Source organism: Skermanella pratensis (assembly GCF_008843145.1).
In the GTDB taxonomy this organism is placed as follows: domain Bacteria; phylum Pseudomonadota; class Alphaproteobacteria; order Azospirillales; family Azospirillaceae; genus Skermanella; species Skermanella pratensis.
On the sequence record NZ_CP030265.1, the window covers coordinates 3,604,520 to 3,629,347 of the forward strand.

General features: G+C 66.7%; 23 protein-coding genes and 1 pseudogene. 11 read left to right on the forward strand and 13 right to left on the reverse strand.

The annotated features are described in order from the left end of the window. The first annotated feature begins 126 nt into the window (after positions 1–126). The 5 genes from DPR14_RS16430 to DPR14_RS16450 all read left to right on the forward strand — a co-directional run bounded on the left by DPR14_RS16430 (position 127) and on the right by DPR14_RS16450 (position 4,487). Positions 127–966 carry a branched-chain amino acid aminotransferase gene (locus tag DPR14_RS16430; protein WP_158046119.1) on the forward strand — a complete coding sequence of 280 codons (840 nt, stop codon included), beginning with the start codon at positions 127–129 and terminating at the stop codon, positions 964–966. Then, the gene (locus tag DPR14_RS16435; protein WP_158046120.1) at positions 963–2,126 is read left to right on the forward strand and encodes a bifunctional GNAT family N-acetyltransferase/class I SAM-dependent methyltransferase; all 1,164 of its coding nucleotides are present in this window, start codon (positions 963–965) and stop codon (positions 2,124–2,126) included. Before DPR14_RS16430 ends, DPR14_RS16435 begins: the two co-directional genes overlap by 4 nt. Positions 2,127–2,248: 122 nt before the next feature. Further along, positions 2,249–2,605, forward strand: coding sequence for a response regulator (locus DPR14_RS16440; protein ID WP_158046121.1), 357 nt, complete (start codon positions 2,249–2,251; stop codon positions 2,603–2,605). Positions 2,606–2,613: 8 nt separating this feature from the next. After that, positions 2,614–3,228 (forward strand): chemotaxis protein CheC, encoded by a 615-nt coding sequence (locus DPR14_RS16445; protein WP_158046122.1) that lies wholly within the window; start codon positions 2,614–2,616, stop codon positions 3,226–3,228. Between the two features lie 20 nt (positions 3,229–3,248). Continuing rightward, on the forward strand, positions 3,249–4,487 hold the full coding sequence (locus DPR14_RS16450; protein ID WP_158046123.1) for a PAS domain-containing sensor histidine kinase: 1,239 nt from the start codon (positions 3,249–3,251) through the stop codon (positions 4,485–4,487). A 36-nt stretch (positions 4,488–4,523) separates the two neighbouring features. Here DPR14_RS16450 and DPR14_RS28905 read toward each other — a convergent pair whose 3' ends face one another. The 3 genes from DPR14_RS28905 to DPR14_RS16460 are packed head-to-tail and all read right to left on the reverse strand — an operon-like array spanning position 4,524 to position 5,295. Further along, positions 4,524–4,730, reverse strand: a complete 207-nt coding sequence (locus DPR14_RS28905) for a PIN domain-containing protein (RefSeq protein WP_343038656.1) — start codon at positions 4,728–4,730, stop codon at positions 4,524–4,526. Further along, a complete protein-coding gene (locus DPR14_RS28910) occupies positions 4,730–4,939 on the reverse strand; it encodes a PIN domain-containing protein (RefSeq protein WP_343038657.1) in 210 nt (69 codons plus the stop codon). Before DPR14_RS28910 ends, DPR14_RS28905 begins: the two co-directional genes overlap by 1 nt. Next, positions 4,939–5,295: a type II toxin-antitoxin system prevent-host-death family antitoxin gene (locus DPR14_RS16460; RefSeq protein WP_246148231.1), complete on the reverse strand. Its 357-nt coding sequence runs from the start codon at positions 5,293–5,295 to the stop codon at positions 4,939–4,941. Before DPR14_RS16460 ends, DPR14_RS28910 begins: the two co-directional genes overlap by 1 nt. Positions 5,296–5,527: 232 nt before the next feature. Here DPR14_RS16460 and DPR14_RS28740 point away from each other — a divergent pair, with 232 nt between their 5' ends. After that, a complete protein-coding gene (locus DPR14_RS28740; protein WP_281352631.1) occupies positions 5,528–5,659 on the forward strand; it encodes a hypothetical protein in 132 nt (43 codons plus the stop codon). Between the two features lie 45 nt (positions 5,660–5,704). Here the strand turns inward: DPR14_RS28740 and DPR14_RS16470 are convergent, their stop codons facing one another. The 3 genes from DPR14_RS16470 to DPR14_RS16480 form a co-directional block, all read right to left on the reverse strand. After that, the gene (locus tag DPR14_RS16470; RefSeq protein ID WP_158046126.1) at positions 5,705–7,888 is read right to left on the reverse strand and encodes a xanthine dehydrogenase family protein molybdopterin-binding subunit; all 2,184 of its coding nucleotides are present in this window, start codon (positions 7,886–7,888) and stop codon (positions 5,705–5,707) included. Positions 7,889–7,891: 3 nt separating this feature from the next. Continuing rightward, positions 7,892–8,353: a (2Fe-2S)-binding protein gene (locus DPR14_RS16475; RefSeq protein ID WP_158046127.1), complete on the reverse strand. Its 462-nt coding sequence runs from the start codon at positions 8,351–8,353 to the stop codon at positions 7,892–7,894. Positions 8,354–8,469: 116 nt separating this feature from the next. Next, entirely contained in the window at positions 8,470–9,795 is a 1,326-nt protein-coding gene (locus tag DPR14_RS16480; protein WP_158046128.1) for a YihY family inner membrane protein, read from the reverse strand. Positions 9,796–9,962: 167 nt separating this feature from the next. Here DPR14_RS16480 and fabI point away from each other — a divergent pair, with 167 nt between their 5' ends. From fabI to DPR14_RS16495, 3 genes and pseudogenes are all read left to right on the forward strand, one after another. Next, positions 9,963–10,823: an enoyl-ACP reductase FabI gene (gene fabI, locus DPR14_RS16485; protein ID WP_158046129.1), complete on the forward strand. Its 861-nt coding sequence runs from the start codon at positions 9,963–9,965 to the stop codon at positions 10,821–10,823. Positions 10,824–10,827: 4 nt separating this feature from the next. Further along, positions 10,828–11,904 (forward strand): chorismate synthase, encoded by a 1,077-nt coding sequence (gene aroC / locus DPR14_RS16490; protein ID WP_158046130.1) that lies wholly within the window; start codon positions 10,828–10,830, stop codon positions 11,902–11,904. 175 nt (positions 11,905–12,079) lie between these two features. After that, positions 12,080–13,513: pseudogene (locus tag DPR14_RS16495) on the forward strand (ATP-binding response regulator); the annotation flags it as partial. Between the two features lie 99 nt (positions 13,514–13,612). Here the strand turns inward: DPR14_RS16495 and DPR14_RS28305 are convergent. After that, positions 13,613–14,251, reverse strand: coding sequence for an exopolysaccharide biosynthesis protein (locus tag DPR14_RS28305; protein ID WP_158046132.1), 639 nt, complete (start codon positions 14,249–14,251; stop codon positions 13,613–13,615). A 178-nt stretch (positions 14,252–14,429) separates the two neighbouring features. On the opposite strand from DPR14_RS28305, the gene DPR14_RS16505 reads away from it, so the two are divergent. Together DPR14_RS16505 and sppA are read left to right on the forward strand one after the other, a co-directional pair. Continuing rightward, positions 14,430–15,002 (forward strand): peroxidase-related enzyme, encoded by a 573-nt coding sequence (locus tag DPR14_RS16505; RefSeq protein ID WP_158046133.1) that lies wholly within the window; start codon positions 14,430–14,432, stop codon positions 15,000–15,002. Positions 15,003–15,049: 47 nt separating this feature from the next. After that, positions 15,050–16,810, forward strand: coding sequence for a signal peptide peptidase SppA (gene sppA, locus DPR14_RS16510; protein ID WP_246148233.1), 1,761 nt, complete (start codon positions 15,050–15,052; stop codon positions 16,808–16,810). Here sppA and DPR14_RS16515 read toward each other — a convergent pair. The 6 genes from DPR14_RS16515 to DPR14_RS16540 all read right to left on the reverse strand — a co-directional run bounded on the left by DPR14_RS16515 (position 16,807) and on the right by DPR14_RS16540 (position 24,617). After that, positions 16,807–18,477, reverse strand: a complete 1,671-nt coding sequence (locus DPR14_RS16515) for a hypothetical protein (RefSeq protein WP_158046134.1) — start codon at positions 18,475–18,477, stop codon at positions 16,807–16,809. The two genes, sppA and DPR14_RS16515, sit on opposite strands and share 4 nt — an antisense overlap. Before the next feature lie 56 nt (positions 18,478–18,533). Beyond that, positions 18,534–19,328 (reverse strand): TlyA family RNA methyltransferase, encoded by a 795-nt coding sequence (locus tag DPR14_RS16520; protein ID WP_158046135.1) that lies wholly within the window; start codon positions 19,326–19,328, stop codon positions 18,534–18,536. 1,130 nt (positions 19,329–20,458) lie between these two features. Next, positions 20,459–22,396 (reverse strand): 1-deoxy-D-xylulose-5-phosphate synthase, encoded by a 1,938-nt coding sequence (dxs, locus tag DPR14_RS16525; protein ID WP_158046136.1) that lies wholly within the window; start codon positions 22,394–22,396, stop codon positions 20,459–20,461. Positions 22,397–22,424: 28 nt separating this feature from the next. Then, entirely contained in the window at positions 22,425–23,291 is an 867-nt protein-coding gene (locus tag DPR14_RS16530) for a polyprenyl synthetase family protein (RefSeq protein ID WP_158048178.1), read from the reverse strand. A 23-nt stretch (positions 23,292–23,314) separates the two neighbouring features. Continuing rightward, entirely contained in the window at positions 23,315–23,566 is a 252-nt protein-coding gene (locus tag DPR14_RS16535) for an exodeoxyribonuclease VII small subunit (RefSeq protein WP_158048179.1), read from the reverse strand. A gap of 121 nt (positions 23,567–23,687) precedes the next feature. Beyond that, positions 23,688–24,617, reverse strand: a complete 930-nt coding sequence (locus DPR14_RS16540; RefSeq protein ID WP_158046137.1) for a histone deacetylase family protein — start codon at positions 24,615–24,617, stop codon at positions 23,688–23,690. Between the last annotated feature and the right edge of the window lie 211 nt (positions 24,618–24,828).

Sequence of the window (24,828 nt, forward strand, 5' to 3'; positions counted from 1 at the left end):
CGGCCTCCACAGGCACGCTTGCCATTGGCTCCTCAGCCGACTGGAGATATGTTGTAGGCAAATCGGTCGACCAACCAGTCGGGGCAATCCGGCCCCGGCGCAGAGCAATAAAGTGGAGTATGATTGATGGCGGGCAGCGCGCTCACCTTTTTCAAGGGACAGTGGCTCGAAGGCAACCCGGGGATCATCGGTCCGATGAGCCACTGCATGTGGCTGTCGTCGGTGGTGTTCGACGGCGCCCGCGCGTTCGAGGGCGTGGCGCCCGACCTGGACCGCCACTGCGAGCGGCTGATCGCCTCCGGGCACGCCCTGGGACTGGCGCCCATGCTGACGGCCGGCGAGATCCAGGAACTGGCGATCGACGGCATCGGCCGGTTCCCGCCCGGCATCGCGCTCTATATCCGACCGATGTTCTTCGCCGAGGAAGGCTGGGTGATGCCCGACCCGGCGAGCACCGCCTTCGCGCTGACCATCCATGAGTCGCCGATGCCCCCGGTCGCCGGGTTCACCGCCTGCCTGTCGACCAAGCGGCGCCCCCTGCCCGGCACCGCCCCGACCGATGCCAAGGCATCCGCCCTCTATCCCAACGCCGGCCTGGCGCTTCGCGAGGCTCAGGGCCGCGGCTTCGACAACGCGATCCTGCTGGACCCGCTGGGCAACGTGGCGGAGTTCGCGACCGCCAACCTGTTCATCGCCAAGGACGGAGCCGCCCACACGCCGGTGTGCAACGGCACTTTCCTGAACGGCATCACGCGCCAGCGGGTGGCGCAGCTGCTGCGCGACGCCGGCGTCGCGGTGTACGAGCGCACGATCACCTGGACCGAGCTGATGGACGCCGACGAGGTGTTCTCCACCGGCAACTATTCCAAGGTCGTCCCGGTCACCCGGGTCGAGGACAGGCATTTCGAGCCCGGCGCGGTGTTCAAGCGCGCCCGCGGCCTCTACTGGGACTTCGCGCACCGGTGAGCGGCACCGACACGGCCCCCATGGTGCGCGACGGCCGGGACGGCGACGCGGAACAGCTGATCCGGCTGATGCGCGACGTGTTCTCCGAGTATCCCGGCTGCGTGCTCGACGTCGACGGGGAGGAGCCCGACCTGCGCGCCATCGCGACGGCCTATGCCGGGTACGGCGGCCGGTTCTGGATCGCCGAGGACCCTTCGGACGGCCGCATCGTCGGCATGGTCGGCGGCCGGCCGCTGGGCTCGGCCGGCGGGCATTGGGAGCTGAAGAAGCTCTATGTCGATCGCGGTGCCCGGGGCACCGGTCTGGGCACCCGCCTGGTGAAGCTGGTGGAAGCCGAGGCCGCGCGCCGGGGCGCGCCCATGCTGGAGCTGTGGAGCGATACGCGCTTCCATGACGCCCATCGCCTCTACCAGCGCCTGGGATACCGGCGCGGGACGGAGCTGCGCGAGCTGCACGACCTCAGCAACAGCGTCGAGTATCATTTTTCCAAGCCGGTCGCCGTGAGCAAGGAGACCCGATCGCTGGTCCGCATCCTGGAGCACCACGGGATCACCGTGGTGCTGGACGTCGGGGCCAATGTCGGCCAGTACGCGACGCGGCTTCGGCACGGCGGCTATGACGGCAGGATCGTCTCGTTCGAGCCGCTGCCGGAGGCGAGGACCGCCCTCGCCCGGGCCGCCGCGGGAGACCCGTCGTGGCAGATAGCGCCGCAGGATGCGCTCGGCGCCACGGAGGCAGAGGTCACGCTCAACGTCTCGGCGGAGTCGGACATGAGCTCGACCCTGCCGTTCCGGCCGGAGATGGGCGCCCTGCTCGACAGCGCCGCCTATACCGGGTCGGTCACCGTTCCGCTCACGCGGCTCGACCGGGTGTTCGACGAGCATGTGGCGTCCGGCGACCGCTGCTTCCTGAAGATCGACACACAGGGCACTGAATCGGCCGTCCTGGAGGGTGCGGCCGGCCGGCTGGACCGGATATCCTGCATCCAGCTGGAGCTGTCGGTCGTGCCGGTCTATCAGGGAGAACGGGGCTATCTGGAGATGATCGACGCCCTGGCCGGGCTGGGGTTCCAGCCGGCGCTCTTCATCCCTGGCTATTTCAACCGCCGCACGGCACGAATGATATCCATGGACGGGGTGTTTGTACGTATATCCGAGTAATTTTCATTTAAGCATCTGTAAATGACTCGTCGGCCATACCTGTATGCGCCATCCGGGGCGTTCCGACGGCACGTTCGACATGGTCCGGACAGCAGCATTTCTAAGTTTCTGAAAGTGACTTCATGACCACGATCCTGATCATCGACGACAGCCAGCTTGCCCGCAACATGGTATCGGGCATGGTCCGCGGCGCGCGGCCGGAATGGCAGATCGTCACCGCGAAGAACGCGGACGACGCCTTGGAGAAGGTCAACGAAGTCACGCCGGATGTCGCGATCGTCGACTTCAACATGCCCGGCATGGACGGGCTTAACCTGTCCTGCGAATTGCACAGCCGCTTTCCCGAGCTGGACATCAGCATCCTGACCGCCAATGTCCAGGACAGCATCCGCCGCAAGGTGACCGACAAGGGGTTCCGCTTCGTCGAGAAGCCGATCACGCCGGACAAGATGCGCGACCTCCTGGCATCGATTCCGTGAGGACCGTCATGCAGCTGACGGAAGCGGAAAGCGACGCGATCATCGAATTGTTCAATCTCGGCATGGGCAGGGCCGCCGGCGCGCTGGGGCAGATGGTCGATGCCGAGGTGGCCCTCTCCGTGCCGAGCCTGGACATCGTCCGCCGCACCGATGCCCCCGACCAGCTCGGCTGCCCCGCCGGGCAACGGATCTGCGCGGTCCGGCAGACGTTCGCCGGGCCGTTCGACGGCCAGGCCATGCTGATCTTCCCCGAAGGCAGCAGCCTGGAGCTGGTCCGCCGCCTGCTGCCCGACAGCCCGCCGCTGGGCGACATGACCGACCTGGAGGAGGAAGCGCTGACCGAGGTCGGGAACGTGATCCTCAACCACTGCCTCGCCAGCTTCGCCAACCTGCTGCATTCGGAGATCAGGACAGAGATCCCGGTCTATCAGATCGGCCGGCCGGAGGAGATCATCGGGACGGCGACCGGCACGACGGCCAGCACCTATGTGCTGATCATCCGCGTCGATTTCGGCCTGTTCGCCAAACGGATCGAGGGGCATGTCCTTTTCCTCCAGGATATCGCGTCGATCCAGGCATTCCAGGCCGCCATCCGCGCCTTCCTGGCCAGCATGGACGCCTGACGGGCGGAATCGAAGGCGCCATGTCGATCCCCCCGGGCCTGTCCGACCTGATCGTCCACAACAGCGATATCGGCCTCCTCGTCATCGACCGGGACGAGCGCGTGGTGGTCTGGAACAGGTGGCTGGCCGTCCACTCCGGCATTGCAGAGGCGACGGCGCTCGGCGCCCCCTTGACCGGATTATGGCCGGTGATAGCGGGATCGCGTGCCCACATGGCCATTCGGGAAGCGCTTGAGCATGGCAGGGCCGGTTTCATTTCCCACGCCTTCAACCCCATGCCCTTCCCGCTGCACGGTCTGGCAGGCGATCGTTTCGGCGACCCGATCGACCAGCTCGTGCTGGTGCGGGCGCTGGATTCCGAGGACGGCGAGCGGCGCTGCCTGATCCAGATCGAGAACATCTCCAGCGCGGTCCGCCGCGAGAAGCACCTGCGCGGCCAGATCCGCGAACTCCAGGAGACCAAGACCCGTCTGGAGCAGCAGGGCCGCGACCTGGAGGAGATGGCCCGGCGGCTGCGCACGGCGCGCGACGAGGCGGAACGCGCCAACCGCGCCAAGTCGGAGTTCCTGGCCAACATGAGCCATGAGCTGCGCACGCCGCTGAACGCCATCATCGGCTTCTCGGAAATGCTGGAGTCCGGCTATGGCGGCTCGCTGAGCGAACGGCAGGCCAGCTACACGCGGGACATCCACGAGAGCGGACAGCACCTGCTGCAGATCATCAACAATGTGCTCGACATGTCGAAGGTCGAGGCCGGGCAGTACCAGCTTTTCGAAACGGCGGTGGACATCCGCGAGGTCGCCCGCACCGCGCTGTCCATCGTCGGCGGGCAGGCCCGCGACCGCGGCCTGTCGCTGGAGATGGATATGGCCGCCGATCTGCCGATGGTGATGGCCGACGAGCGGACCCTGCGGCAGGTGCTGCTGAACCTGCTGTCGAACGCCGTGAAGTTCACCCATTCCGGCGGCAGGATCACCTTGGCGGGTACAGTGACCGCCAACGGCGATGTCGAGGTGCATGTGGGCGACACCGGCATCGGCATCCCGCCGGAATCGCTGGACTTGGTGATGGAGCCGTTCCAGCAGGCCAACGGCAGCTTCAGCCGCGAGTATGAAGGGACGGGGCTGGGACTGACCATCAGCAAGAACTTCATCGAGCTTCACGGCGGCCGCCTGTCGATCGCCAGCGAGGTCGGTGTCGGCACGTCGGTGACCGTGCTGCTGCCGAAGTTCAGGGTGCTGAGCGACGCGGGTGAGTGAATGCCGGGGGCGACTTCCCGAGGTCGGCTGGCGCCATCAGTCGCTCCGCCAGGGATTGAGCAGCCTGACACCCATCGGCTCGAAATCCCGCTGATTGCGGGTGACCACGATCAAACGGTGAACCAACGCGGTCGCGGCGAGGAGGCTGTCGCGCTGTGGCTGCGGATCGGGCACGTGCAACGCGGCGCAACACCGAGCGACGGCGGCTTCGACAGGAAGGATGCGGCCGTCGAACGCCGGCATCACTGGGAATCGATCCAGGTACGAAGCACCTTCCCCTTGGCGCTATCTCTCCGGGCCGCCTGCTCGGTGCCCAGTTCCAGTTCGAAAACCGTGATGACCGAAATGAACAGCTCCGCCGGCACGACGGACTCGACCCAGGTGATCAGCCCACGGTTCGCCTTTTCCGGCCGGCGCAGTTCCGTCAGTAGGGTGGTATCGAGGAGAAACATCAGTCGAGTTCGAGCGGGCGCGCGACATCGCCTGTGAGGCTCGGCGGTTCGAAATCGAAATCGCCGTCTTCCTGACGGAGCAGATCAACAAGCGACGGGTTGACGTCCCCGGACAGCCGGCGAAATGCCTCATATGTCAGCAGCACGAATGCCGGTTCGCCACGGTCGGTGACGATCACGGGGCCTTCCTCTGCCGCCTTCTTGGCACTGCCGGGGTGCCGATCGGACTCCCGGCTGGTGATCATCCGGCCCATAGTCCAGCCCCCTTCGGCAATGATGCTACAATACGACATCATCGCCCGTCGAAGAAGGTCGATGCACGGATCCGACCGGAAGCGGACGCCGGCGCCGATCATCTTCGCCACCCCCCTGAACGGAAATGCGGTTTCCCCTGTTAAGGTTGGTATACGCAACCAAGTGGAGGCCGATTTGCTCCCCCCGCAGCCACTCCCGCCGCAGCCGCTCCCGCCGGGTGGCTCGCCGCTTCCCAACGAGGATCTGCCCAATCCGGGTCCCGCCGAAGTGCCGCCGGCTCCGCAGCCGGACTTGCCGCCCAGCCAAGTCCCTCCTTCGATGGGTTGAACCACCATGGCAGAAAAGAAACTGAACTCGGTAGACGCCAAGCAGGGGACGAAGGAGGGGGTCGGACGCTACGTTCTCACCATCTCCTTCGTGCTCGCGGCGATCGCGCTGTTGATCGCCTACTTCGTCGTCATCTGAACGCCGGTTTCCGGCGATCAGCGGGGGTGGGCATGATGCCCACCCTTACACGTTCATATCGCGGGTGAACGGCAGGTTCCGGATGCGCCGGCCCGTGGCGGCGAACACGGCGTTGGCGACGGCCGGGCCGACGGGTGGCACACCCGGCTCGCCGACGCCGGTGGGTGCCGCGGCCGATGGGACGATGTGGACCTCCACGGCCGGCATCTCCTCGATGCGGAGCACCCGGTAGTCGTGGAAGTTGGACTGCTCCACCCTGCCCTTGTCCAGCGTCACCTCCCCGTACATCACGCCGCCCAGGCCGAAGCCGATGCCCCCTTCCATCTGAGCCCGGATCACGTCGGGATTGATGGCGAGGCCGCAGTCCACCGCGCAGACCACCCGGTCCACCTTGACCGACCCGTCCGGCTGCATGGTGACTTCGGCCACCTGAGCGACATATGTCGAGAAGGATTCGTGGACCGCGACGCCGCGCGCCTTGCCCTGCGGCAGCGGCGTGCCCCAGCCGGCCTTCTCCGCCGCCAGGTTGAGCACGCCCATGTGCCGAGGGTGCTTGGCCAGCAGCGCGCGGCGGAAATCGACGGGGTCCTTGCCGGCGGCACTCGCCAGTTCGTCGATGAAGACCTCCGTCGAATAGGCGGTGTGGGTGCTGCCGACGGCCCGCCACCACAGAACCGGCACGCCGACCTCCGTCGTGTGCAGGTCCACCAGCATGTTGGGGATGTCGTAGGGCAGGTTCGAGGCACCCTCGACCGATGTCCCGTCCACGCCGTCCTTGATCAGCACCGGGGCGAAGGGCGTGCCGCCGATGATGGACTGGCCGACGATCCGGTGCCGCCACGCGACGGGCGTTCCGCTCGCATCCAGGCCGGCGGTCAGGGTGTGGTAATACATGGGCCGGTACCGGCCGCCGCGGATGTCGTCCTCCCGCGTCCAGACCAGCTTGACCGGCGTTCCCCGGTCCAGCGCCTTGGCCACATGGACCGCCTCCACGATGTAGTCCGAGGCGGCGTTGGCCCGGCGTCCGAAGCTGCCGCCGGCCACCAGCGTGTTTATCCTGACCTGCTCGGGCTTGAGCCCGGCCGCCGCCGCGGCGTTGCCCTGATCGATCGTCTGGAACTGGTCGCCTGCCCAGATCTCGCATCCGGACGCGTCAAGCCGGACGACGCAGTCCAGCGGCTCCATCGGGGCATGGGCCAGGTAAGGGAATTCGAAGGAGGCCGTCACCGTCTTCGCGGCGCCCGCGAGCGCCTTGGCGGCGTCGCCTTCGACGCGGGCCGGGGCGCCCGGCTTCCCGGCCCGCGCCTTGTACTCCGCCATCAGTTCGGCCGTGCCGCGGGTCTCGGCCCGGGACTCGTCCCATTCGATCGCCAGGGCCTCGCGGCCCTTGGAGGCGGCCCAGAAATTCGTGGCTACGACCGCCACGCCGGAAGGGACCCGTACGACCTTGACCACGCCGGGGATCGCCAGCGCCTTCGCGTCGTCCACGGACTTGACGTTGGCGCCGAACACCGGCGGGCGGGCGATCACGGCGGTTACCATGCCGGGCAGAACCACGTCCAGGGCGAACTGCGCCGTGCCGTTCGACTTCGACCGGGTATCGACGCGCGGTACCGACGTGCCGATCAGGGTGAACCTGGACGGGTCCTTCAGCGGCGCGTCGGCCGGTACCGGCAGGCCCGCCGCCTTGGCCGCCAGATCGCCGAAGGTCGCCGACCTGCTCGACGCGGCGTGGGAGACGACGCCCTTCTCGACCGTGACCTCGGCGCGTTCCACCTTCCACTCCCGCGCAGCCGCCTCGACCAGCAGGGCGCGGGCGGTGGCGCCGGCCCTGCGAAGCTGTTCGTATGAGTTGGCGATGGACGAACTGCCGCCGGTGCCCTGGACCGGGCCGAACGCCAGGTTGTTGTAGAGCGAGGCATCGGCCGGCGCGCCTTCGACGCGGACCTGCGACCAGTCGGCGTCAAGCTCCTCGGCGACGAGGGTTGCCAAGCCGGTATAGACGCCCTGCCCCATCTCCAGATGCTTGGACAGCACGGTGACGGTGTTGTCGGTGCCGATGCGCACGAAAGCGTTGGGGGCGAAGCTCCCGCCGTTCGAGGCCGCGGACGCGACTCTCGGCCCGACGCTCCAGTGGAAGCCGATGGTCAGGCCGGCCGCCGCGGCGGCGCTGCCCTGAAGGAACCGGCGCCGGCTGGTTCTCGGGTCGATCGCGAAATTCCTGAGCATGGATCAGCCCTCCATCTTGCCGGAAGCGTCATGGATCGCGGCGCGGATGCGCACATATGTCGCGCAGCGACAGATGTTGCCGCTCATCGCGGCATTGATGTCGTCGTCGCTCGGCTTGGGCGTCTGCTCCAGCAGGGCCACCGCAGACATGATCTGGCCGGACTGGCAATAGCCGCATTGCGGCACCTCGAACCGTTCCCAGGCGGCTTGGACCGCGGTCGCCGCCTTGCCCGAGATGCCTTCTATGGTGGTAACCGACTGGCCGCCGACATCGCCGGCCGCCAGGGAGCACGACCGGGCCGGCTGGCCTTCCACATGCACCGTGCAGGCGCCGCACTGGGCCATGCCGCAGCCGAACTTGGTTCCCGTCAGGCCGGCGAAATCCCGGATCGCCCATAGCAGGGGCATCTCCGGATCGACGTCCAAGGTGACCGGCTTGCCATTCAAAGTAAACGAAACCGCCATCACTCTCTCCCTGAACCGCGTTCCGTGCGACACCCATCGCAAACCGCCGGGCGGCAGGCAGTGCGCACCATCACAAGGTTAAGGAATTGTCATGACGTTCAAGTGACGGTCAGGCCTCACTCCCCGGCGCGGCGGCGGCTGTGGCTGTAGCTCAGGAAGTCCGCGCTTTCGTGGGGCGGGCACAGCAGGTCCTTGATCGGGATGCAAAGCAGGTCCTTCTCCGCCTCGTCCGCCGCCTCCAGCAGCTTGGCGCACCGCTCCTGCCAGGGAGCGTCCAGGGCGCCGACGCCCCGGACCGTTCCGCGCAGACCGATGCCAAGCCCCTTCAGCAGGTCGTGCAGGGTCGAGGAACTGAGGTCGCGGGTGGTCACCCAGGCGCCCTGGCTGGTCCGGGCGACCCAATGGCTCTGCCGGAGCTGCTCCAGCATGCCGTCGATCACGGCGGCGCCGACCGGCACCCGGCCGATCAGGGTACGGCGGCGCATGCCGACCCCCAAATGGCTGGCGCGCAGCAGTTCGGCCAGCACGGCCAGCGCCACCGCGACCCGCTGCGCCGGCAGCAGCCCCTCGGGACCGATCTTGGTGATCTTGCCGGCCCGCCATTCCGGCAGGGCTGCCGCGACCTCCGCGCCGATCAGAACGGTGGACCAGGCGATATAGAGCCAGAGCAGGAAGATCGGGATGCTCGACAGGGCGCCGTAGATGGTGCGGTAGGCCGGGAACTGGGTGATGTACCAGCCGAACAGGCCTTTGGAGACTTCCAGCAGGACCGCCGCGATGAAGGCTCCCAGGACGGCGTCCTGCCAGCGGACCGCGCGGTTGGGGATCAGCAGGTAGATCAGCGTGAACCCGATCCACTCGAACAGTCCCGGCAGCATCAGCCGCCATGTCCGGATGATCTCGGCCTCGGTGTTGAACTGGAACGTCGCCAGCAGGTAGCTGGAGAACGACAGGCTGGCGCCGAACAGCAGGGGCGTCAGCGTCAGGATCGCCCAGAAGGCCAGAAGGCGCGTGATCAGCGAGCGCGGCTCCGACACCCGCCAGATCGCGCTGAAGGAACCCTCGATCGTCCAGAACAGCATCACGGAAGTGATCGCCAGGCCGACGATGCCGAAGGCCGTGAGCTGTCCGGCGTTGCCGGCGAACTGGATGATCGTGTCCTGGATGGCGTCGCCGACCTCCGGCACCAGGTTGCGCAGGATCAGGGTCTGCGCCTGCTGCTGGAGCATCTCGTAGGCGGGAAAGGCCCGGAAGATCGCGAAGCCGATGGTCATCAGCGGCACCACGGCCAGCAGCGACGTATAGGTCAGCGCCGCCGAGGTTGTCAGGCAGTCGTCCTCGAAATAGCGCTTGAACAGGTGCTGCATGAAGCTGGCGAAGTCGCGCAGCCTTGACGGCAACGCCTTGACCCTTTCCGAAGTCCGGCCGAGCTGGAACTGCATCACCGACGCTCCCGCGGCTGGCGGAACGGGGGCGATGTGGTTGCCGTCATATGCAATGCGCTTTTCCTGTCCGGCCCGCCCCGACCCATCCCACCTTTGACCCGCATTTTCTTTGGTGTACGATGCCGGCCGCTTTCAAGCGCCGACAGCAAAAACACGAGGCCTCGATGTCTACTTCTTCCCAACTCATGGCCGGCAAGCGTGGCCTGGTCATGGGCGTGGCCAACGAACGGTCGATCGCCTGGGGTATTGCCAGCGCGCTCGCCGCGCACGGCGCCGAACTCGCGTTCACCTATCAGGGCGACGCCCTGGGCAAGCGCGTCAAGCCGCTGGCCGAATCGGTCAAGTCCCCGATCGTGGTGCCGTGCGACGTGACCGACGAAGCGAGCCTCGACGCCACCTTCAAGGCCATTCAGGACCAGTGGGGCAAGCTCGACTTTCTGGTGCATGCGATCGCCTTCTCGGATAAGAACGAATTGGACGGCAAGTATCTCAACACCTCGCGCTCCAACTTCGCGCGTACGATGGATATTTCCTGTTATTCGTTCACCGCGTGCTGCCAGCGCGCCGTTCCCCTGATGACCGACGGTGGCAGCCTGCTGACCCTGTCCTACTATGGGGCCGAACGGGTCATGCCGCACTACAATGTCATGGGCGTGGCGAAGGCGGCGCTGGAAGCGAGCGTAAGGTATCTCGCCGTCGATCTAGGCGGCCACAACATTCGTGTCAACGCGATCTCCGCCGGACCGATCAAGACCCTGGCGGCCAGCGGCATCGGCGATTTCCGCTATATCCTGAAGTGGAACGAGCTGAACGCCCCGCTGAAGCGCAACGTCACCATCTCTGAAGTGGGCGGCTCGGCGCTCTACCTGCTGAGCGACCTGGCTTCCGGCGTTACCGGCGAGGTCCATCACGTGGATGCCGGTTACCATACGGTCGGCATGGTCGCCGTCGACTCGGCGGCGGAGACGGCGCAGCTCCTGCAGGGGCTGACCGGACAGGGATCTTCCGGCGCGGCCAAGGGCTGAGACCATGGCGGGAAACAGCTTCGGCACGGCCTTCCGATTCACCACCTGGGGCGAGAGCCACGGGATCGCCATCGGTGCCGTCGTGGACGGGGTGCCGCCGAGGCTGCCGCTCAGCGAGGCCGACATCCAGCACTTCCTGGACCGGCGCAAGCCGGGACAAAGCCGGTTCACCACCCAGCGGCGTGAACCGGACACGGTACGCATCCTGTCCGGCGTGTTCGAGGGGCTGACCACCGGCACGCCCGTGTCGCTGATGATCGAGAACCAGGACCAGCGGTCCAAGGACTACGGCGACATCGCGCGCAAGTTCCGGCCCGGCCATGCCGACTATACGTATCAGGAAAAGTACGGCATTCGCGACTATCGCGGCGGCGGCAGGTCGTCCGCGCGGGAGACGGCCTGCCGCGTCGCCGCCGGGGCCATCGCGCGTAAGGCGTTGGGAGACGGCGTCACGATCCGCGGGGCGCTGGTCCAGGTCGGCCCGCACCGGATCGACCGCGAGCGCTGGGATTGGAGTCAGGTGGACGCCAACCCGTTCTTCTGCCCCGATGCCGAAGCGGCCGCCCACTGGGAAACCTACCTGGACGAGATCCGAAAGAGCGGCTCCAGCGTCGGCGCGGTCATCGAGGTGGTGGCGTCCGGCGTGCCGGTCGGCTGGGGCGACCCGCTGTACGACAAGCTGGACAGCGACCTCGCCCGCGCCATGATGACCATAAACGCGGTCAAGGGGGTCGAGATCGGCGAAGGCTTCGGCGCCGCCGAACTGTCCGGGGAGGCCAATGCCGACGAGATGCGCCGCAACCCGGACGGTTCGGTCCAGTTTCTGTCCAACCATGCGGGCGGCATCCTGGGCGGCATATCGACCGGGCAGGACATCGTCGTGCGTTTCGCCGTCAAGCCGACCAGTTCGATCCTGACGCCGCGGAGGACCATCGACCTGGACGGCAACGAGACCGAGATCCTGACCAAGGGGCGGCACGACCCCTGCGTCGGCATAAGGGCGGTGCCCGTCGGCGAGGCGATGGTGGCCTGCGTCCTGGCCGACCACATGATGCGCCACCGCGCACAGTGCGGGGGATGAACAATAGACCGGAATCGGCGCCCGCGTCCCGAAGCATTCTTTTCAAATCCCGATTGGGCCGATTCAATCCCTGGTCTGTTTCAGTTCGTTAGTTAAGGGAACGGTTCAGGGTGGTGTTCGCACGATGCCTGCCGAAACGGACAACCAGACCGGGACGGGCGATAGCGCGAAGGAAATGGAGGATGTGAATCTGAGCCATTTCCTTCAGGCCTTCTTCGACCAGGTTCCGGCAATCCTTTACATCAAGGATGAAGCCGGGCGCTACGTGAAGATCAACCCGCACTGCGAGCGGATCTTCCACGTCAGCGACGCGGAGGCGCGGGGACAGACGGACGACAAGTTCTTCCCACCGGAAATGTGCGCGCAGTTCCGGGCCAACGACCGCACGATCCTCGAAACCGGAGAGCCGCGGACCTTCGAGGAGACGGCGGTCATCGGCGAGGAGGTGCATACATACCTCGCCCGCAAGTTCCGCGTCAGCGACGAACGCAACGGCAAGCACTATGTCTGCGGGATATCGACCGACGTCACGTCGCTGAAGAACTCGGAGAACAAGCTCGCCGCCGCCACGGCGGAAGCGGAGCGCGCCAGCCGGGCGAAATCGCAGTTCCTGGCCGCGATCAGCCACGATATGCGCCAGCCGATCCAGGCGGCGTCGCTGTTCCTCGGCGTGCTGGACGGCAGGATCACGGAACCGAAGGCGCGCGAGGTCCTGGAGCGGGTGCGGTCCTCGATCGACGCCGTCCATGGAATGCTGGGGGACCTGCTCGATCTGTCGCGTCTTGACGCGGAACTTATCGAAACGACGCCCAGGCCCGTTCCGATCGGCGAGATCCTGTCGCGCCTGCACGCCGAGTTCTCGCCGCAGGCGGAATTGAAGGGCATCACCCTGCGGACCGTGCCCTGCGCCGCCAACGTCGCCACCGACCCGGACCTTCTGATCCGCATCCTACGCAACCTGCTGGCCAACGCCGTGGCGCATACCGCCTCGGGCCGGATCCTGCTGGGTTGCCGCCGATGCGGCGATAATCTGAGAATCGAGATCGCCGATACCGGCCCCGGCATTCCGGAGGGGCAGCAACACAGGATCTTCGAGGAGTTCTACCAGATCGCCAACCCGGAGCGGGACCGCAGCCGCGGGTTCGGGCTCGGCCTTGCGATCGTCAGCCGGATCGCCAGAATGCTCGGCCATCCCGTGGCCCTGCGCTCCAGCGTCGGAAAGGGATCGGTCTTCTCGGTGACCCTCCCGGTCGCGGCACCGGCATCCCTGCCGGCCCCGGAGCCCCGAGCCCGCGACGACGCCGTCGAGGGCACCTTCGCCTGCCGGCCCGTGCTCCTGATCGAGGACGATCCCGCCGTCATGGGTGCCTTGGAGATGCTGCTCGAGGAATGGGGGCTGCCGGTCGTCACTGCCCAGGCGATCGAGGAGCTGGCCGACAGCCTCGACAGGCTGGAAGCGACGCCGGCACTCATCATCGCCGACTATCGCCTGCCTGGCGGCGCCACGGGCGCCGACGCCGTGGCTCTGGCGCGATCCCGCCTGTCGCCCGACCTGCCCGCCATCATCATGACCGGGGATACAGCACCGGAACGGCTGCGCGAGGCCAGGGCCAACGGCAGCCATCTGCTGCACAAGCCCGTGCAGGCCGACCAGCTCCGTCACGTGGTCGGGGCTATCCTGGGGCGGCAGGCCGCCGCGGACCCTTCCCTAAAGCCCGAGGATAGGGACCAGCGCCTCGCCCGCCTGGACCACACCGGCCAAGATCGCCGCGGAAACGAACACCGTCGCGACGCTCAGGCCGAACCCGGCCATCAGCATCACGCCGTCGCGCTCGGCAAGCCCCAGTGAGATCACGCACAGCGCGATCGCCGGGAACCAGCCCAGCAGCGGAATGGGCGTCATCAGGACGACGCACAGGGCCACGCACAGCGCGCCGATCAGACGTTCGCCGAGGGGCGAGGTAAGCCATAGCATGCGCGGCCTGAGCACGCCTTCGAGCCGGCGCATCAACGGGATGAGCCTGTCGAGCATGCGCGCCGCCTGATCCCGCTTGATGCTGCCCCTGAGCAGCCCGCGCGGCAGCCAGACCGATTGCCTCCCGACCATCAGTTGGACCGACAGCAGCACGAGCGGAAGGTCGAACACGATCGCCATTCCGATCGGGAGCGGCAGCAGCGTCGGCAACGCCATCGCCAGCATGAATCCACCGAAGGCGCGGTGACGCAAGGCGTCCACGAGGTCGGCGAGGCTGACGCGCTCGGCCGGAAGGTTCTCCCGGAACTCGGTCAGGAGGTCGGTGATGCGGCGTGTGTCGCAGGCCGTTTCGGCACCGATAACGGCAGTCATGGGAGAGCAACCATCAACAAAAAAGGGAGCCCGCGGGCTTTACGCGGAGGACGTACGGGGTGGATGGCGTCCGACACCGTACCGGGCTTGAATCCGTACCGCCTACATAGGACAGTGTATGGGCCGCACAATAGACGGGTCAAAACAGATCCGCCACTACCCAGGAGGAAACACACGGATGCCACAGCCGGATCACCCGATGGCCCTGCCCGTACCCGACGCGGACACCCTGGACGACGATCTTCAGGCGTATTTCACCAAATGCGTGGACAAGCTCGGCCTGGTCCCGAACGTGCTGCGAGCCTACAGCGCGCGGCCGGAAAAGCTGCGTACATTCATCAAGCTTTACAACGAGCTGATGCTGGGCGGCAGCGGCCTGGACAAGCTGGAGCGGGAGATGATCGCGGTCGTCGTGTCCTCCGCCAACCGGTGCTACTATTGCCTGGTCGCCCACGGGCAGGCGGTGCGCAGGCTTTCGGGCGACCCCCAGCTGGGCGAGATGCTGGTGATGAACTATCGCGTGGCGCCGCTGCAAGGGCGCCACCGCGCCATGCTGGATTTCGCCTGGAAGCTCACCGTGACGCCGCATCTGATGGGCGAGGAGGATCGCCAGGCGCTACGCGACGCCGGCTTCGCCGAGGCCGACATCTTCGACATCGCCGACGTCGCCGGCTTCTACAACATGTCCAACCGGGTCGCTTCGGCAGTTGATATGATGCCCAACCCCGAGTACCACGGAATGGACCGGTAGGCCGTCCAACACTCGGGCAGCAGCCGGCACGGTCCAATTCGGGAGACATGATGTTCCGCTTCATCAAGGGCCTTTTCGCGCTGATCGGCCTGATCACCGTGCTGCTGGCCGCCGGCGGGGGCTATCTCGCCTATCGCGCCATCGAGCGGGAGGAGCCCGTTCCCGAGACCATCGTACTCGACCTGGACCTGGACCAGCCGCTGGCGGAGTACGTGCCCGACGACGCGCTTGCGGGCGCGCTGTTCGCGCGTACGGAAAGCCTGCGCGACATGGTCGACGCGCTCGACCGCGCGCGGAGCGACCCCAGGGTGAAGGGCGTCGTGGCGCGGCTCGGCGGAGACCGGATCGGTACGGGCAAGGTCCAGGAGCTGCGGGCAGCGATCCAGCGGTTCCGCGACAGCGGGCGCTTCGCGTTCGCGTTCGCCGAGACGTTCGGCGAACTGGGACCGGGCGACCGCGCGTACTATCTGGCCAGCGCGTTCGACCGGATCTGGCTTCAGCCCGTCGGGATGGTGGGTTTGACCGGCATCGGCGCCACGGTCCCGTTCGCCCGCGAAGCGCTGGACGAGCTGCGGGTCCAGCCCGAACTGCGGCACCGTGAAGAATACAAGAGCTTCATGAACACCTTCACCGAACGGGGCTTCACCGAACCGCACCGGGAGATGATGGAGGCCCTGGTCGGCGACCTGCACGAGCAGCTCGTCTCCGGCATCGCAAAGGGACGGGACATGGATCCCGCCAGCCTGCGCCAGCTGGTCGACCGGGGACCGTTCCTGGACCGGGAAGCCCTGGAGGCGAAGCTGGTGGACCAACTGGGATATTTCGACGAGATCAGGGACGCCGCGCTGGACCGCGCAGGGGCCGGCGCCGAACTGGTCGAGGGCGGCGACTATCTGAACGCCGCCGGTCGACCCCATGAGGCCGGGCCGACGATCGCGCTGATCTACGGTACCGGCTCGATCCAGCGGGGAGAGAGCGGCGTCGATCCGCTGATGGGCGCGGCGTCGATGGGGTCGGACGACGTGGCCGGCGCCTTCGAGGAAGCAGCCGGCGATCCAAGGGTGCGAGCCATCCTCTTCCGGATCGACAGCGGCGGCGGTTCCGCCGTCGCGTCGGAGACGATCCGCCGGGCGCTGGTCAAGGCACGGGAAGCGGGCAAGCCCGTGGTCGTCTCCATGGGCGAGGCTGCGGCCTCGGGAGGCTACTGGATCGCCATGAACGCCGACCGGATCGTCGCGCAGCCCGGCACCCTGACCGGGTCCATCGGCGTCGTCGGCGGCAAGGTGGTGACATCAGGGCTCTGGGACAGGCTCGGCATCGACTGGGAGCAGGTGACCCGCGGCCGCAACGCCACCATGTGGTCTCCCCTGTCACCCTATAGCGAGAGCGAATCCCAGCGGCTCGACACCCTGCTGGACGACATCTACGGCGCCTTCGTGCGGAACGTTGCCGAGGCGCGCAAGCTTCCGGCCACCGCCGTGCGGGACATCGCCAAGGGCCGTGTCTGGACAGGCTCCCAGGCCAAGGCGCTGGGCCTGGTCGACGAACTGGGAGACATGGACGCGGCGGTGGGCTTCGCCCGGGAGGCGGCCGGCATCGCCCGTGACGCCGGCGTGACGCTGCGGCTCTTCCCGGAACCGAAATCACCCTGGCGGCAGGCGCTCGACCTGGTCTCCGGACGGTCGGAGGCGGCCGCGACATCGGCGGTGATGACGCGGCTGCAGCCGCTGCTTCGGGAACTCGCCCCTCTGGTCCGCGATCCGGCGGCGGAGACCCTGTCCATGCCGCCGACCGGCCTGCTCCGCTAACCCGAGCCGAGAGGCGCGAGCCGGCACAGGAATGTCGGCTCGGGTGGGCGGACGCTCGACTCCACCTTGGCGCAGCTGGCGTCCTGGATGGCGAAGCCGAAGGACCGAAACGTCGACTCCACGCCCTGTCCGCGCCGGTCACGGCGGAACATGCCGAAAACCGGCCCTTCGTGCCCCGAAACGATCGCCGCCGCCTGGCGGGTGAAGGGATTGCCGGCGCGGTAGACATAGTCGAAGCCGTCGAGCCGGATGAAGCGATTCGATGGATCGAAGGCTGGGATGAAGTGCGCGTCGGCGCTGCGCCCCGCCATCAGGATCACGGCGTCCCGCAGGCCGCGGTACTGCGTGGGTACCGAAGCTCCGACGAACGGGTCGTCGCCCCAGTCCCTGCGGGCGAAGTCCGCCTTGCTGGTGGTCATCACCAGGAGCAGACAGCACGCACCCGTGGCATACACGCCGGCGCGGGTGCCGAACAGCGCTACCAGCATCACGCAGAGCAGCAGCGGCACCAGCATTTCCAGCGGCACCGCGTAGCGGTAGATCGAGAACAGGACCAGCCAGCCGGCATAGCCGACCAGCGCCGTCCACAACAGCATCCGGGCGTTAGGCCCGGTGAAGGTCCCCCCGTTCAACCGCCAACGGACCATGCGGTTCGTCAAGGCGGCGGCGAGCAGGGCGATCGCCACGGCGAAGGCCGCCAGAAGCCGGAAGTCCCGCCAGGGCGCTTCGGAGATCCGATCGCCGTCGAAACTGAAGAGGACGGGATAGACCAGGTATTCCAGCACGTCCGCCGGAAGGTAGCGCAGGTCCCGACCTTCCCCCGCGCCGGCGAAGGGCGATTCGAACAGGCGGTTGAAGAACGGGAAAAAGGGATTGCCGAACTCGGCTTGCATCCGCGCCATCCAGAAGCCCGCCGACAGCATCAGGCCCATTCCCGCAGCGGCTCCGGCCGCGACGCAGGCCAGCATCCGGTCGCGAACCCGGCCGGCTGCCGCCAGGGGAGCCGCGACGATCGCGAGCACAAAGGGCGCCAAGGTCAGCTTCAACCCCAAGCCGATCCCGACCACCAGCCCGGCGCAAGCCGGACGCAGCAGTTTCGGCGCCCGCGGGACGCCGGCGGCGGGCCTGGCCAGGAGGATCAGGAGCGCCCCCAGGAAGAACAGGCTGGCGATCAGGTCGTGATGCCAGGACCCCAGCGTGCCCATGGCCGCCGCCGTTCCGAAGCCGGCGACCGCCAGGAAGCCCGGCAGCAGGTTGGGCATCGCGGCAAATCCCCTCACCCGCGGTCCGAGCACGAGGCGGGCGCAGTGGAACAGCATGATCACGTTGACGCCATGGATGGCGCCGAGGATGAACCCGACGGCACGCGCCGGCAATGCTTCCACCCCGGCATAGAAGGCGATGTCGAGCGCCGGGTTGAGGAAGGTATGGAAGACCGCGGGCACGATGTCGTAGCCCAGTCGGTCGTTCAGGAAGGCATAGCCGTTGTAATAATGATAGTGGAGCAGGTCCCAGGCCATGCTCTTGCCCATGTGCAGGGACAGGAGCCCGGAGCCCAGGGGCGTCAGCCAGACGAACACCGGAATGGCGGCATTGAAGTACCGGAGGAGTGCCAAGCCATCGCTCTTGCCGCGGTTGGTCCCGCTTGTGGTCGTTTGTGCCGTCATGGAGGTTTCCGGTTTGCTGGCGCTGATTCGATGGCGCGTCATTTACCGGCAAGGGATCAGGGGTCGGCCGTGTTCATTCTGTGACGCGCCTCTTTCAAGCGGGGTGACCCGTCAGCCTTCCCGAACACCCCGACGAGGAATTCCCGGTTTCCTTCCGGTCCCAGGATCGGGCTTTCGGCAATGCCCAGGAGGCGCCATCCGGGTAACCCGGACAGCCAAGCGGAGACGTTATCGCAGACTTCGGTGTGGAGTACGGGATCGCGCACCACTCCCCCCTTGCCCACCCGGCCCTTGCCCACCTCGAACTGGGGCTTGATCAGCGCCACCAGCCTGGCGCCCGGCCGCGTCAGGGCGAGCGGCGCGGGAAGCACCGTCATCAGGCTGATGAAGCTGGCGTCGCAGACTACCAGATCGACCGGATCGGGGATTTCCGCCGCTGTCAGATGGCGCGCGTTGGTCCGTTCCAGAACCACGACGCGCGGGTCCTGCCGCAGCTTCCAGGCAAGCTGTCCATGCCCGACATCGACCGCATAGACCTTGGCGGCTCCACGGGACAGCAGGACGTCGGTGAAGCCACCGGTCGAGGCGCCGACATCGAGGCAGGCCAGCCCCTCCACGTCGATGGCGAAACGGTCCAGCCCCTCGACCAGCTTCAGCCCGCCGCGCGATACCCAGGGATGATCCTGTCCCTTGACCGAGAGGGGGGCATCGGCCATCAGCATCTGGCCCGCCTTGTCGATGCGTAGCGTGTCGGTATAGACAAGGCCCGCCATGATCAGCGCCTGTGCCTTCGACCGGCTTTCGACGAGGCCGCGTTCGACCAGCAGATTGTCCACGCGCAAGCGCGTCATGTCCGGATTTTCCTTTTTAACCAGCAAGAGCACCGGAACCAGCGCGTGACGCCGTACCAACATCAAACCTTGGATGCATATGTCTCTGCCTGTCTTCCCGGTAAAGGGCAAAGCCACCATACGGAGAAGTGTGTAAAAGGCCAAAGATCACGCGGTGCAGAAAGCGGGAAGCAGCCATGCCGCATACGACATGAAGGCTGCGCTTCCCCAACCCAGTGCCGTCGTTAGGTTGTCCGTGACCAGAGCGGATAGCGCGCACCATCAACCATACGAACAGATGCGCTGCTCTAACGATAAGGTCAGAACTTGCGCATGTCCGGATTGCAGAACCGTATCCGAACTGACGATAAAGAGAACCGCCGTTGGTAGAGACCAGCCGAAATCCAATCGCAATACCTGCCGCGACAGTGTATGCGTTGCCGAAAATCCAATAATGCGAAAAGCATAGTCTTCCTAGTATTCCTAGTAGTCCTAGTAGTCCTGAACAGTGGTGTCGATGAACTGTCCGCTGAGTGAAAATGCGAGGGCCAATCAGCCGAATCCGGCATATCCGATCAGACCACCGAGGGCGACTCTGTTGGCTCCGGTCGACCAGCCAAGTACTGACAAGAAGGCTCCGGCTTCCTGCGTCCCATACACTTGGCAGAGTGGAAGATGAGGCGCTTAACACGGCAACGTATCGAAGCGACGTGCAGCCGCTGGTCGTGCCTTGGCTTTCCTATGCCATCCCAGTGCCCAAATCCACCACCGACGAAGCTCGGACACTGCTAGAGCTGTGCCCGATCAGGTCGATCCGCCCAGAGCAACCGAACCGATGCGTTGGGCCATGGGCACAACCTACGATCGACGGCCCGTATCACCTCCGCCCTGCATCGAACCGTAGGTTGGGCCCATGGCCTAACGCAACGCGGCGAGTGGAACGGCAGGCCGCGTGGACCGGAGCGGTTCAACCTGATCGGACACCACCCTAACCTTGATTTTCTCCAACCGCTTGCCGCCCGTTCCCGGAGATGCCCGGATGGTCGATCAATCAAGTTCGGGGCATCGGCAGGGTCCGTCGCCCGATACGGTAAACCATGCCCCGTCACCGTTTTTCCCAGTGTAATCCCGAGCGAATCCAGCCAGACAGATTACGCCCGCGCGATGCCGTGGCCGGGAAGTACGACCCCATCGACGCCCATCGCGTTCAGCGCGGTCGCGACGATGTGACGGGCGGCAAGGCCGGCCTCCTCGTACTGCTTCGCCGGATTGTCATGGTCCAGGAACCGGTCGGGCAGCACCATCGACCGGATCTTCAGCCCATGGTCCAGCAGCCCGGCGCCGGCCAGGAAATGCAGGACGAAGCTGCCGAACCCGCCGACCGAGCCCTCCTCGATGGTGATCACCACCTCGTGCGAGGCGACGATCCGCCGGATCAGATCCTCGTCCAGAGGCTTGGCGAAGCGCGCATCCACGACGGTGGTGGACAGGCCGCGGGCGGCCAGATCCTGGGCGGCGACCATGCATTCCTGGAGGCGGGCGCCGAAGCTGAGCAGCGCAACCTTGCTGCCCTCCTGGACCACGCGCCCCTTGCCGATCTCCAACACCCTGCCCCGCTCCGGCATGTCGCGGCCGACGCCTTCGCCGCGGGGATAGCGGAAGGCGCTGGGCCGGTCGTCGATCGCCGCGGCGGTCGCGACCATGTCCATCAGCTCGACCTCGTCCGAAGCGGCCATCAGCACCATGTTCGGCAGGCAACCGAGATAGGCGATGTCGAACGACCCGGCATGGGTGGCGCCGTCCGCGCCGACCAGCCCGGCGCGGTCGATCGCGAAGCGGACCGGCAAGCACTGCAGCGCCACGTCATGGACAACCTGGTCGTAGCCGCGCTGCAGGAAGGTCGAATAGATCGCGGCGAAGGGTTTGTAGCCCTCGGTCGCCAACCCGGCGCAGAAGGTAACCGCGTGCTGCTCGGCAATGCCGACGTCGAACAGGCGGTCGGGGAAGCGCTTGTCGAACAGGTCGAGCCCGGTGCCGGACGGCATCGCGGCGGTCACCGCGACGATCTTGTCGTCGACCTCCGCTTCCTTGATCAGCGCCTGGGCGAAGACGCGGGTGTATGTGGGCGCGTTGGACTTGGCCTTGGCCTGGGCGCCGGTCACGACGTCGAACTTGGAGACGGCGTGGAGCTTGTCGGCCGAAGCCTCCGCCGGTGCGAAGCCCTTGCCCTTCTGGGTCACCACATGGACCAGGACCGGTCCCGTGTCCTCGGTGTCGCGCAGGTTCTGCAGCACCGGAAGCAGGTGGTCCAGGTTGTGGCCGTCGATCGGGCCCACATAGTAGAAGCCCATCTCCTCGAACAGGGTGCCGCCGGTCACCATGCCGCGGGCGTACTCCTCCGCCCGCCGAGCCGCCTGCTTGAGCGGCCGGGGGAAATGCTCCGCGATGTCCTTGGCGAGGTGGCGCAGGCTCAGGTACGGCTTGGACGAGATCAGCCGCGACAGGTAGGCGCTCATGGCGCCGACCGGCGGGGCGATCGACATGTCGTTGTCGTTGAGGATGACGATCAGCCGGGACTTGTCATCGCTGCCGGCGTTGTTCATCGCCTCGTAGGCCATGCCGGCGCTCATGGCGCCGTCGCCGATCACGCAGATCACGTGGTTGCGCTTGCCGGACAGCCGGTTCGCGACCGCCATGCCGTACCCGGCCGAGATCGAGGTCGAGCTGTGGGCGGTACCGAACGGGTCGTACTCGCTCTCCGACCGCTTGGTGAAGCCGGACAGTCCTCCCCCCTGGCGCAGCGTGCGGATACGGTCGCGCCGCCCGGTCAGGATCTTGTGCGGATAGGCCTGGTGGCCGACATCCCAGATCAGCCGGTCGTCCGGCGTGTCGAAGACATGGTGGAGGGCCACCGTCAACTCGACCACGCCCAGGCCGGCGCCGAGATGGCCGCCGGTCACCGAAACCGCGTCGATCGTCTCCGTCCGCAGTTCGTCCGCCAGTTGCCGGAGCTGGTCGGGCTTGAACTTGCGGATCTGGGCCGGAACGGTGCAGCGATCGAGCATCGGGGTCTTGCTGGGTGCGGTCAATACAACCTCCTCTGGTCAGGCGCGCCGCTCAATGACGCCGCTCAACGACATAGGTTGCGACAGATTTCAGGATATCCGCCCTGCCGTCGAAAACCTCGAGATGACGGGCGGCCTGGTCGGCCAGCAGGCGCGCTTGGTCGCGCGCCCGCTCGACTCCCAGGATCGAGACAAAGGTCGCCTTGCCGGCAGCCGCGTCCTGGCGCGCCGGCTTGCCTGTGACGGACGGGTCGCCGTCGATGTCGAGCAGATCGTCGGCGATCTGGAAAGCAAGGCCCAGATCGTGGGCGTAATTTTGCAGTGCATGCATCTGGGGCGGCGACGCGCGCCCCAGGATGGCGCCGGCGCAGCACGAGAAAGCGATCATCTCGCCGGTCTTCAGCCGCTGCAACCGGGTCGTGGCCCCCATGTCGAACCGCGTCGTCTCCGCGATCAGGTCGAGCATCTGGCCGCCGACCATGCCGTGCATGCCGGCCGCCTTGGCCAGCGCCGCCACCAGCGAGCAGCGGACCTTGGGGTCCTCGTGCGTCGCCGGGTCGGCCAGCACCTCGAACGCGAGGGTCAGCAGGGCATCGCCGGCCAGGATGGCGGTCGCGTCGTCGAAGCGCTTGTGGACGGTGGGGCGGCCGCGCCGCAGGTCCGAATTGTCCATCGCCGGCAGGTCGTCGTGGACCAGCGAATAGCAGTGGACGAATTCCACGGCCGCCGCCACGCGCACCGCGCAGTCGCGGGCGACGCCGAACAGCCCGGCGCTGGTCATGACCAGGAAGGGCCGCAGCCGCTTGCCGCCACCCAGGCATGCGTAGCGCATCGCCTCGAACAGCTTGGCTTCGGTGGTGTCGGACATCGGCAGGAGATGGTCGATTTCCTGTTCGACCAGCTCGGCCGCTTCGCCCATGGCGGAGGAGAGCTCGTTCACCACTATTCGATCCGCGCGGGTTCTGCGCCGATCGAACCGTCGGCGGCCACGGTGATCCGGTCGACCTTCGCCTGGGCTTCGCGAAGCTTGGCCTCGCAGTGGCGGCGAAGCGCCGTGCCGCGCTCGTAGGACGAGATCGCGTCGTCGAGCTTGGCGCGGCCCTCCTCGAGCTGGCGCACGATACGCTCCAGCTCGCCCAGGGCGTCTTCGAAACTCAGCGCTGCGACATCGGGGGGTATTGCGGGGTCAGCCATCATCCTACCGTCACCAGGGTACCTTGGCGACTTTAGGGCTGTCGCCGGCCTGTCCGCAAGTCCGGCTTGGCTGCCGGACTGCGAAGGCGGACCGATCCCCCTGACGTGGGAGTCCGGCGGATCACGCCGCCATCAATTCCTGTACGTGCGCGGCGCAACTGGAGGCAAGTGCGCGAATGTCGTACCCCCCTTCCAAGGTGGATACGATGCGTGCACCGCAATATTCGCGCGCGAACTCGCCGAGCTTGCGGGTCACCCAGACATAGTCGTCATCGACCAGGTGCAGGCTGGCGAGCGGATCGCGGGTGTGGGCGTCGAAACCGGCCGAGATCATGATCAGCTCCGGCTGGAAATGCTCCAGCGCCGGGAAGATCCGGGTCATCATGGCATGGCGGAACTCGGGGCTGCCCGCCATCTCCGGCAGCGGCACGTTCACGATGTTGTCGGCCACGCCGCGCTCCTCCAGGAGCCCCGTGTTCGGGTAGAGGTGGGCTTGGTGCGTCGAGGCGTAGAACAGCCCGGGATCGTTCTGGAAGATGTCCTGGGTGCCGTTGCCGTGGTGGACGTCGAAATCGATCACGGCGACCCGGCTGATGCCGTGGACCTTGCGCGCGTGCTCGGCGCCGACCGCGACGTTGTTGAACAGGCAGAAGCCCATCGCCCGGGCGGCTTCGGCATGGTGGCCCGGCGGGCGGGTGGCGCAGAACGCGTTGCGCGCCTCCCCGCTCATCACCGCGTCGACGGCGGCGCACACGGCGCCGGCGGCACGGAGCGCCGCCTCCCCCGAGCTGGGGCAAAGCACGGTGTCGTTGTCCAGCTCCACATGGCCCTCGGCCGGAATCGCGGCCAGCACACGCTCGATGTAGGAGATCGGATGGACCCGGGCGAGTTGCTCTATCTCCGCGCGCGGCGCGATGCGGCGGTCGAGGAAATGGAATGCCTCGCCCTCCAGCGCCGCCAGGACGGCCTTCAGACGCTCCGGGCATTCCGGATGCCCGATGCCGGTGTCATGGTCGATGCAGGAGGGATGGCTGAAAAGGGAGGTGTACATGGATCTTCTTCTTTTTCTGAGCGTTTCCCCGCGTGACAAGCATGGTCCCAGATCGCTCCCCGGTTTGCATCGGGAATTTTCCGATTCCAGCCTCACGGCATACCGCGCTTCACCCCTTGCCGGGTCGGCACCTCCCGGCGGCGAAGGCGCGGCTCTCCCGAGTATCCGCGAACGGCGGGCTTCCCGCCGCAACTATTCCTGGGAAAAGGCA